Consider the following 8,985-nt stretch of genomic DNA (forward strand, 5'->3'; position numbering starts at 1 on the left):
CCGAGAACCGGCCAAGCCGCTGACCGTGCTCACCGGCTCCGGCACCCGCTTCGAGCCGGTCACCTGGCGTCAGGGCAGCAAAGGCGCAATGACCTCGCACTTCGCCGTGCTCGAAGTGCGACCCTCGGGTAAGGAAGCCACTCGCACCGCCCAGGAGGCGGCCGGCGGACGCAGCCGGTGGAACGGTGTGCTGCCGCTGCGGACACTGCTGGTCGAACAGCCCGAAGACGCGGCTGAGCCGACCGCCTACTGGATGACCAACCTGCCCGCCAGCACTCCGGTTACCGACCTGGTGCGGTGGGCGAAGATGCGCTGGCGGATCGAGCACGACTACCGCGAACTCAAGCACGGACTCGGACTCGACCACTTCGAGGGCCGCACCTGGCGCGGCTGGCACCACCACGTCACCCTCGTCACCGCCGCCCAGGCGTTCCTCACCCTGCGGCGGCTCGACCCAAAAGCCCACACGCCGGCCTGACCCTCTACCAGGTCCTGGACGTGCTCCAGGACCTGCTGAGGTGCTGGACCGGCACCTGCACCACCTGCGGACGACCCCTCACCACACGCAGAACCAGACCCAGAACCTAACGAAGCACTACTAGTCCGTGGTCCGGCCGCACAGCGCGAGGTCGGTGAGCCGTTGGACCGCGCGCTCGGCGCGCAGCAGTTGCTCGTCGCCGGGGGCCTTGCCGCTGGCCGCGATGACGACGGAACGCTGCCCGTCCTCGGTGAACCCCGTACGGACCGTGCCGCCCTCCAGGTCACCGCCGTGGCCCCAGCGGTGGCCGCCGCAGGCCAGCGGCTGCCGCATCAGCCCCAGCCCGTACTCCAGCTCGGGGAAGGCCTGGCGTATCTCGTCATTGGCCGGGACCGTGCGGCGCATCTGCGCGAGCTGCGCCGGTGGCAGCAGCCGTCCGTCGAACAGCGCGGTGAAGAACCTGTCCAGGTCGCGCTGTCCGCTGATGAGCGACCCGGCGGCGTCCGCCATGGACATATTGCGTTCCGTCGTGTCGGTCCAGCCGGTGGAACCGGGGAAGCGCTGGTACGTGTGGGCGTGCGGACCGCGGATGCGGGGATCGTCGCCCGGTTCGTAGGTGTCCTTCAGCCCCAGCGGCCGGATGATCCGGTCCCGGACCTCCTGGGCCCAGGAACGGCCGGTGACCTTCTGGACGACCATTCCGGCGACGATGTAGTTGGGGTTGGAGTAGTTCCAGTCCGGCGCCGGGTCGTCCGGGGCGGCGGGCGGGAAGTCGGGCGCGTGTTTCATCGCCCGGGCGACGCTCTCCTCCGGCGCCAGGTGGTCGTACCTGGTCCGCTCGAAGTCCGCCGCCGTCTGGCCGGTGTCCTCCGTGTAGTCGTAGTTGTGGATGCCGCTGGTGTGCTGGAGGAGGTTGCGCAGGGTGACGCGACTGCCGTCGTTGCCGTTGCCGCTGATGACGCCGGGCAGCCACCGGTCGACGGTGTCGTCCAGCGACAGCCGTCCTTCGGCGGCCAGTTGCAGGACGACCGTCGCGGTGAAGGTCTTGGTGACGCTGGCGGCGCGGAAACGCTCGCCCCGGCCCACCGGACGGCCGCCGCCCAGCTCGGCCTCCCCGGCACTCGCCCGGATCAGGCGCCCGCCGTCGCGTATCTCGACGGAGGCGCCGACGTACCCGGCCTCCTCCAGCGTCAGGTCCAGCTCCCGTTGCAACTGGGCCCGGGTGAGCGGCGTACGCGCCGTGCCGCCGTCGGCCGACGCCGCGGCCGGTGACGTCGGGGCACCCGCCAGCACCGCTGCGGTGACGGTCACCGCAGCGGCCCGCCGTGCCCATGAGCTTCGCTCGGTAGCCATGCATCCACTGTCTCCGGGCCGCCCGCCCGGCGCCATGCGGCTGCCCACCAGAGCGAGGTGAGGAAAACCGCACCCCGCCGGCCTCAGCCCTTGACCGCCTCCGCGATCCGCCGGGCGGCCTCGGCCGGGGTGAGGCGCGTGGTGTCGACGACCTCGGCCTCGGCGTGCAGCCAGGTGCGGGCGGCCTCGGCGTAGGGCTCCAGGTACTGGAGACGGAACGAGGAGTTCGGGCCGACGACCGTGTCACCCGCGATGCGCTCGCGCAGGGCCGCCCGGTCGGCGTGGAGGACGAAGTGCCGTACCGGGATGCCGCACCGGTCGAGGCCGGTGCTGATCTCACGCCAGTACCGCTCGACCAGGACCGTCATCGGCACCACCAGGGTGCCGCCGACGTAGTCGAGCACCCGGCGGGCGGTCTCGACGACGAGCGGTCGCCACGGCGGCCAGTGCTGGAAGTTCTCCGCCCCGGCGCCGGGCAGCTTCGGCTTGATGTCCATGAGCGTCTCGCCGACCTTCTCGGCGTCGAACACCCGCGAGTCCGGAATCAGCCGCTGCACGAGCGCGCCGGTCGTGGTCTTGCCCGCGCCGTGGGTGCCGTTGAGCCATACGATCATGGGCGCCCACGCTAGCGGGCCGGGGCCGTCAGGCGCGGGTTTCGCATCGCTCGTGCGGTGTTCAGGGCGTGAGGACGGTCTTGCCGATGGTGGCGCGCTCCTCGAAGGCCCGGTGCGCTGCGGCGGCCTGCGACAGCGGCAGGACGGTGCCGATGACCGGCTCGAGCTCGCCGACGGCGGCCAGGCCGAACGCCTCGTCGCGCAGCCTGGCCTGCTGGTCCGGTGCCAGAGCCATGGAGGCGAAGCCCGTCACGGAGACGCCCCGGTGATACACGGCGAGCGGGTCGAAGCGCGGCGCCTGCCCGCTGGCCGTGCCATAGATCACCATGCGGCCGGTGCCGGGGGTCAGCAGGTCGAACGCGGCCGCCGATACCGGACCGCCAGTGGTCTCCAGAACCACCTGGACGCTGCCGCCTGCCGCGTCTCGTGCCTGCTCGTGCCAGTCCGGCGCGGTGTAGTCGATCACGATGTGCGCGCCGAGCTGTTCGGCCGCGGCCAGCTTCTTCTCACCCCGGGCAGCGCCGATCACGGTGGCACCGGCGCGCCTGGCCAACTGCACCAGAAGGCTGCCGACGCCACCCGCGGCGGCTTCGACCAGTACGGTGTCCCCCGCGTGCAAGGCGGCGGCCCGGGTTACTCCGACCGCCGTCGTTCCCTGACCGAGCAGTGCCAGGGCCGTGTGGTCGTCGAGGGCGTCCGGGCAGGGCAGGGCCGCGTCGGCGGACACGAGCGCCAGCTCCGCGTAACCGCCACCGGCAGGGGCACCCACCACCCGCCTGCCGACCGTCGTCGGGTCGACGCCGGGCCCGGCTGCCGCCACGGTGCCGGCCACCTCGAAACCCGGCGAAAACGGCATCGGCAGATCGGGGAGGGCGGTCTGTCGCATCAGACCGGCCCGGATCTGGACGTCGGCGAACCCGACGCCCGCGGCCGTGACCCGGACCAGCACTTGACCGGGGCCCGGCTGGGGAACGGGCACTTCGTCGACGCGCAGTACGTCGGGTGATCCGTAGGCGTGGAACCGGACAGCACGCATGTTTCCCTCGCATCAGCAGTGTGGAGAGGCGGCGGTCGGCCGCGCCGCTGTCGCGAAGGTAGGGCAGGAGATACTGGTTACTTCAAAGGTATCTGGCTACCGCGGGGGTACTTGTGAAGCCGCTCGATCCCGACATGTTCCACCCGGCTTGTCCGAGCAGTGCCATGCCGATCAAGATCGGCGACAAGTGGTCCGCCATGGTCGTCTTGTGCCTGGAACAGGGGGCACGGCGGTTCTCCGAGCTGCGGATCCCGCTGCGCGCCGCCACTCCGAAGGTGCTCACCCAGACCCTGCGGGCACTGGAGCGCGATGGGATGATCACCCGCACCGTCCACGCCGAGGTGCCCGTGCGTGTGGAGTACGAACTGACCGCGCTGGGGCGTACCTTGCTCGAACCCATCGCCGCGGGCCGACGCTGGGCGGAAGACCACATGCCCACCCTGTTCGCCGCCCGTGACGCGCATGAGAACCGCACCACCGGGAAGGGGTGACCGAACTCGCCCGGGGCGTTGAGTCACTGTTGCAAGCACCTTGCTTGCAATAGTTAGCAGAGTCGTGCATCGTGGAGGCATGGCATCGCTCAACGTCGGCAATCTCGGTGAGTACCTGCGCGAGCAGCGGCGCAACGCGCAGCTGTCGCTGCGGCAGCTCGCCGATGCCGCGGGGGTGTCCAATCCGTACCTGAGCCAGATCGAGCGCGGGCTGCGCAAGCCGAGCGCGGAGGTGCTCCAGCAGGTCGCCAAGGCGCTGCGGATCTCCGCCGAGACGCTGTACGTGCGGGCCGGGATCCTGGATGCCGAGCGGGACCGGGAGGAGTGCCGGCGGGACGGTGCGACGACGGCCGTCATCCTCGCCGATCCCACCCTCACCGAGCGGCAGAAGCAGGTGCTGCTCCAGATCTACGAGTCGTTCCGCAAGGAGAACGGGTACGTGGCCGGTGCGCAGGGTGCGGCGGAGGCTCAGGGCGCGGAGGGGGGCGACGGAGCCCCCGGCGGTGACCCTGGCGGTGCCCGCGACGACGTACGTGACCACGCGCGCGATGACGTACGCGACGACGTACGCGACGACGTACGCGACGACACCTCCATACGCGGCCCGCGCGCGGCCGACGCGCGTACCCGCAGGACCGGCGGCGACGACGCCGCCCCGCGGCGGACGGCCGGGTAGGAAACGGCCACCGGCCGCCGGCCCCGCGCGGGAGACCCGTACGACACCCCGAAAACCCTCAGCCGAACGTGATCCGGGAGGACCGTCACCATGGCCATCACCGACGATCTGCGCAAGACCCTCAGCGACCCCACGCCGCTCTACTTCGCCGCGGGCACCGCGGACCTCGCCTGGCAGCAGGCCAAGAAGGTGCCCGTCCTGGTGGACCAGCTGCGCACCGAGGCCCCCGCCCGTATCGAGGCGGTGCGCAACACCGACCCCAAGGCCGTCCAGGAGAAGGCGAGCGCCCGCGTCAAGGAGACGCAGGGGACGCTCCAGACCAAGGTCAACGAGTTCATCGGCTCCCTCGACACCGACCTCAAGAAGCTCGGCGAGACCGCCCAGGACCTCGCGCTGCGCTCGGTCGGCGTGGCCGCCGAGTACGCCGTGAAGGCCAAGGAGACCTACGAGAAGGTCGCCGAGCACGGCGAGCAGGCCGTGCGGACCTGGCGCGGCCAGGCCGCCGAGGGCATCGAGGACGTCGCCGAGGAGGTCGAGGAGCTGGCCGTGGCCGTCGAGCCGAAGGCCGAGCCGGTCAAGGTCGAGGAGGAGAAGCCCGCCGCGGCCACCCCGGTGGCGACTCCGGCGACCGCCGCCGCCGCGGCGAAGAAGACCCCGGCCGCCCGCAAGGCCCCGGCGAAGAAGACCGCCACCAGCACCAGCGCCACCAACAACACCACGAACACCACCACCAAGAAGTCCGCGCCGTCCGCCAAGTGACGACGGCGGAAGCGACGGACCGGGCACCCTTGGGGTGTCCGGTCCGTTGTGCGGGTACGGTGACGGCGTAGGGACGACCCGAGTCTGGTGGTGGACGTTGTGCTGATGCAGGGGTTCGCGGGCTTCATGTGGCTGCTGAGCATGGCCCTGATCGTGTTCAGCGGCTTCGCGTTGATCGACGCCGCCACGCGCCGTGAGGACGCCTACCGCGCGGCCGACAAGAAGACCAAGCCGTTCTGGCTGATCATCCTGGGGCTCGCCTTCGTGGTGAACCTGATCTTCAACATCCTGTCGTTCCTGCCGGTCATCGGCCTCATCGCCACGATCGTGTACATGGTCGACGTACGCCCCGCGCTGCGCGGCCTGCCGGGCGGTGGCCGCAACACCCGCCGGGGCAGCAGCAGCGACGGTCCGTACGGGCCGTACAACGGGGGCCGCTGACTCCCGCGCGGGCCGGCTTCCGCGCGGGCCGACGGCTCAGGCCGGCCGGTCCAGCAGCACCACGGCCACGTCGTCCGCCAGTTCGCCGCCGTTCAGCCGGCGGACCTCGTTGACGGTGGCCCGCAGCAGCGCCTCACCCCGCAGGCCCTCCTCGCGCTGCCGGCGCACCAGCTCCACCATCCCGTCCTGCCCCAGCCGTTCCCGGCCCTCGCCGACATGGCCCTCGATCAGCCCGTCGGTGTAGAGCATCAGGCTCCACTCGGCCCCCAGTTCCACCTGCGTCCGGGGCCAGCGCGCCCCCGGCAGCAGCCCGAGCGCCGGGCCGTTGTTGTCGTACGGCAGCAGCCGCGCGGGCACGCCGGGGCGGGCGACCAGCGGTGCCGGGTGCCCGGCCAGGCACAGCCCGGCCCGGCGGCCGTCCGGCGCGATGTCCACGGTGCACAGCGTCGCGAAGATCTCGTCGTCCCCGCGCTCGTGCTCCAGCACCTCCTGGAGCGTGCCCAGCAACTGGTCGCCGCAGAGCCCCGCCAGGGTCAGCGCCCGCCAGGCGATCCGCAGCTCCACGCCGAGCGCCGCCTCGTCCGGGCCGTGCCCGCAGACGTCGCCGATCATGGCGTGCACGGTGCCGTCGGGGGTGCGGACGACGTCGTAGAAGTCGCCGCCGAGCAGGGCGCGGGAGCGGCCGGGGCGGTAGCGGGCGGCGAACCGCAGCGGGGAGCCGTCCAGCAGCGGGGTCGGCAGCAGGCCGCGCTCCAGCCGGCGGTTCTCCTGGGCGCGCAGCCTGCCCTCGGCCAGCCGCCGCTCGGCGGAGTCGGACCGCTTGCGCTCGACGGCGTACCGGATGGCGCGGCTCAGCAGCCGTCCGTCCAGTTCGTCGCGGAAGAGGTAGTCCTGCGCGCCGACCGCCACCGCCTCGGCGCCGCGCTCCGCGTCGGACGACGAGGTGAGGGCGAGGACGGCGTGCCGGGGCGCGAGTTCCAGTACGTGCCTGAGGACCGCCAGTTCGTCGTCGTCCGCGCCGCCGGGGGCGGGGAGGGCGAGGTCCAGCAGGATGCAGTGGACGTCGTGGGTCAGCAGCCGCTCGGCCTCGGTGAGGTTGCGGGCGGTGCGGACGCGGATCGGCTTGCCGGTCTGGTCCAGCAGGTCGGGCACGATGGGCGAGCCGGCCGGGTCGTCCTCGATGAGCAGCAGGGTCAGGTTGGTGTGCGCGGCGGGCTCGGCGGTGGCCGGTTCCTGGTGGGAGTCCTGCCCGCTGGCGCCTGTGCCTGTGCCTGCGCCTGTGCCTGCGCTGGTGCTTGTGCCGGTGTCTCGGGTGGTGTCCTTCCGTGGTGGGGCCTGCTCGACGGAAGGGCCGCCGTCATGGGACGCGGCCTGCGCCTGACCACTCTCCACGGCCGGGATCGCTCTCTGCCGCGGTACGGGTACGGGCATCGTCTTGGTTCCTTCCCTCCCCCCGAGGGCATGGCGGGGCGAGGGACCTCGACCCACCGACGGGGACCATAGCGGGTGCCGGGCGGGCAGCGGAATGGTGCGCGGCACGTCGGCTTGCCAACGGCCACTGTCATATGCCGCGTTCCGTACCGCAGTTGGACAGCCGTCCGGGCCCCGGGGGATGACGAACGTCACGTCGCCGCGCGGACGGCACCGGGCGGCGACGTGGAGTCGGTCACGTGGCGTGCCTCACGCCTGCCCGTGTCACGCGCCCGTCCCGCCTCGGATCGCTCCCGGGGTCACTCCCCGGGCCGGACCACCCCGAGGATCGGCATGGTGCCCGCCCCCGCGACCGTCACCGTGCGCCCCGGCCGGGGGGCGTGCACGACCTTGCCGTCCCCGACGTACATCCCCACGTGGCTGGCGTCGTCGAAGTAGATGATCAGGTCGCCGGGCCGCATGTCCTCCACGGCCACGCGTTCGAGCTGCCGCCACTGCTCCTGCGAGGTGCGCGGGATGCCCTGGCCGGCCGAGGCCCAGGCCTGTGACGTGAGCCCGGAGCAGTCGAAGGACTCCGGGCCCTCGGCGCCCCACACGTAGGGCTTGCCGATCTGGGCCGTGGCGTACCGCACGGCCTTCTCGCCCCGCTCGGTGGCCTCCTCGCCGATCCCGTCGAGGACGCCGGAGTCGAGCCAGGCGCTCTGCGCCCGCTGCGCCGCCTCGCGCTCCAGCCGGGCGAGGCGCTCCTTCTCCTCCTTCTCCAGCTCGGACTCCAGCTTCTCGGCCGCCGCGATCCGCTGCTCCACCGTCTTCCGTGCGGCGGCCTTCGCCGCGCGGTTGGCCTCCAGTTGCTCCCACTGCTCGGAGGCGTCCGCCGCGTAGGTCTTCAGGGCCGCGTGCGCGCGCTTCATCTCACCGAGCAGGCCCTTGGTGGCGCGCTGGCCCTGGAGCACCCGGCCCGCGCCGTCCAGGAACTCCTGCGGGTCGTCGCTGAGCATCAGCTTGGCCTCGTCGGGCAGGCCGCCGGTGCGGTACTGGGCGCGGGCCGAGGCGGCGGCGCGTGCCTCCAGGTCGTCCAGTTCCTCCTGGCCCTCGACGATCTTCTTCGCCAGCTCGACGACCTGCGCCGACTGCTGCTCGGCCTGCTCCTCGGCCGCGTTGTACGCGTCGGTGGCGGCGGCGGCCTCCCGGTAGAGCCGGTCGAGCTGGTCGCGTACGGCTTCCAGGTCCTTGTCCGGGGTGACGGTGACCGTCGGGGCCGGGGTGGGGCCCGGGTCCGCGAACGCCGTGCCCGGTGTGGTCAGCACCGTCACCGCGCAGACCACGGCCACGGCCGCGGTGATCAGGCCACGCTTCCCCGAACCCATATCTCTGCCCCCAAGCTGAACAACCGTCAGTAACGCCCCCGTTTCCCCGGGGATCGTGCCATGTCGGATCGCGGAGCGACAGAGGCCGTCAGAGACCGACAGAAGCCGTTCTTTTCCCCGTTGTCCCGCAGGAACACCTCGTCCCCCGAGCGTGCCTCGCCCCAGGCGCCTCTCAGCCCCGAGCGTGCCTCGCCCCCCAGGCGCCTCCCGCCCACGAGCCGCACCACACCCCCAGGCGCCTCTCACCCACGAGCCGCACCCCCCCCCCCCCGCCCCCCTCACCCCCGAGCCGCACCACACCCCCCCCCCCCCCCCACCTCCTCACCCCCCACCCCCCCC

Annotated in this window: 10 protein-coding genes; 5 read left to right on the plus strand and 5 right to left on the minus strand. The window is 72.3% G+C overall.

Annotation, left to right across the window (positions count from 1 at the left end):
* A partial coding sequence (locus tag J7I94_RS25980; protein ID WP_215170595.1) for a transposase occupies window positions 1-478 on the plus strand: 478 nt, incomplete at its 5' end.
* Window positions 479-598: 120 nt separating this feature from the next.
* On the opposite strand, the gene J7I94_RS25985 is transcribed toward J7I94_RS25980, so the two are convergent.
* The 3 genes from J7I94_RS25985 to J7I94_RS25995 all read right to left on the minus strand — a co-directional run bounded on the left by J7I94_RS25985 (window position 599) and on the right by J7I94_RS25995 (window position 3,481).
* Window positions 599-1,831 carry a serine hydrolase gene (locus J7I94_RS25985; RefSeq protein ID WP_215170597.1) on the minus strand — a complete coding sequence of 411 codons (1,233 nt, stop codon included), beginning with the start codon at window positions 1,829-1,831 and terminating at the stop codon, window positions 599-601.
* 83 nt (window positions 1,832-1,914) lie between these two features.
* Window positions 1,915-2,445, minus strand: coding sequence for an ATP-binding protein (locus tag J7I94_RS25990; RefSeq protein WP_215170599.1), 531 nt, complete (start codon window positions 2,443-2,445; stop codon window positions 1,915-1,917).
* Window positions 2,446-2,506: 61 nt separating this feature from the next.
* A complete protein-coding gene (locus J7I94_RS25995; protein WP_215170600.1) occupies window positions 2,507-3,481 on the minus strand; it encodes a zinc-binding dehydrogenase in 975 nt (324 codons plus the stop codon).
* Between the two features lie 164 nt (window positions 3,482-3,645).
* Here J7I94_RS25995 and J7I94_RS26000 point away from each other — a divergent pair, with 164 nt between their 5' ends.
* From J7I94_RS26000 to J7I94_RS26015, 4 genes are all read left to right on the plus strand, one after another.
* Window positions 3,646-3,972, plus strand: a complete 327-nt coding sequence (locus J7I94_RS26000; RefSeq protein WP_215170602.1) for a helix-turn-helix domain-containing protein — start codon at window positions 3,646-3,648, stop codon at window positions 3,970-3,972.
* Between the two features lie 79 nt (window positions 3,973-4,051).
* A complete protein-coding gene (locus J7I94_RS26005; RefSeq protein WP_215170604.1) occupies window positions 4,052-4,648 on the plus strand; it encodes a helix-turn-helix domain-containing protein in 597 nt (198 codons plus the stop codon).
* A gap of 90 nt (window positions 4,649-4,738) precedes the next feature.
* Window positions 4,739-5,407 carry a hypothetical protein gene (locus J7I94_RS26010; protein WP_215170606.1) on the plus strand — a complete coding sequence of 223 codons (669 nt, stop codon included), beginning with the start codon at window positions 4,739-4,741 and terminating at the stop codon, window positions 5,405-5,407.
* A 105-nt stretch (window positions 5,408-5,512) separates the two neighbouring features.
* Window positions 5,513-5,848, plus strand: coding sequence for a DUF2516 family protein (locus tag J7I94_RS26015; RefSeq protein ID WP_215170612.1), 336 nt, complete (start codon window positions 5,513-5,515; stop codon window positions 5,846-5,848).
* 36 nt (window positions 5,849-5,884) lie between these two features.
* Here the strand turns inward: J7I94_RS26015 and J7I94_RS26020 are convergent, their stop codons facing one another.
* Both J7I94_RS26020 and J7I94_RS26025 read right to left on the minus strand, forming a co-directional pair.
* Window positions 5,885-7,279: a PP2C family protein-serine/threonine phosphatase gene (locus tag J7I94_RS26020; RefSeq protein WP_215170608.1), complete on the minus strand. Its 1,395-nt coding sequence runs from the start codon at window positions 7,277-7,279 to the stop codon at window positions 5,885-5,887.
* A gap of 299 nt (window positions 7,280-7,578) precedes the next feature.
* Complete coding sequence (locus tag J7I94_RS26025) at window positions 7,579-8,646, minus strand: C40 family peptidase (RefSeq protein WP_215170610.1); 1,068 nt, start codon at window positions 8,644-8,646, stop codon at window positions 7,579-7,581.
* Window positions 8,647-8,985: the final 339 nt, after the last annotated feature.

Source organism: Streptomyces sp. ISL-12, assembly GCF_018614415.1.
Classification (GTDB): Bacteria; Actinomycetota; Actinomycetes; order Streptomycetales; family Streptomycetaceae; genus Streptomyces.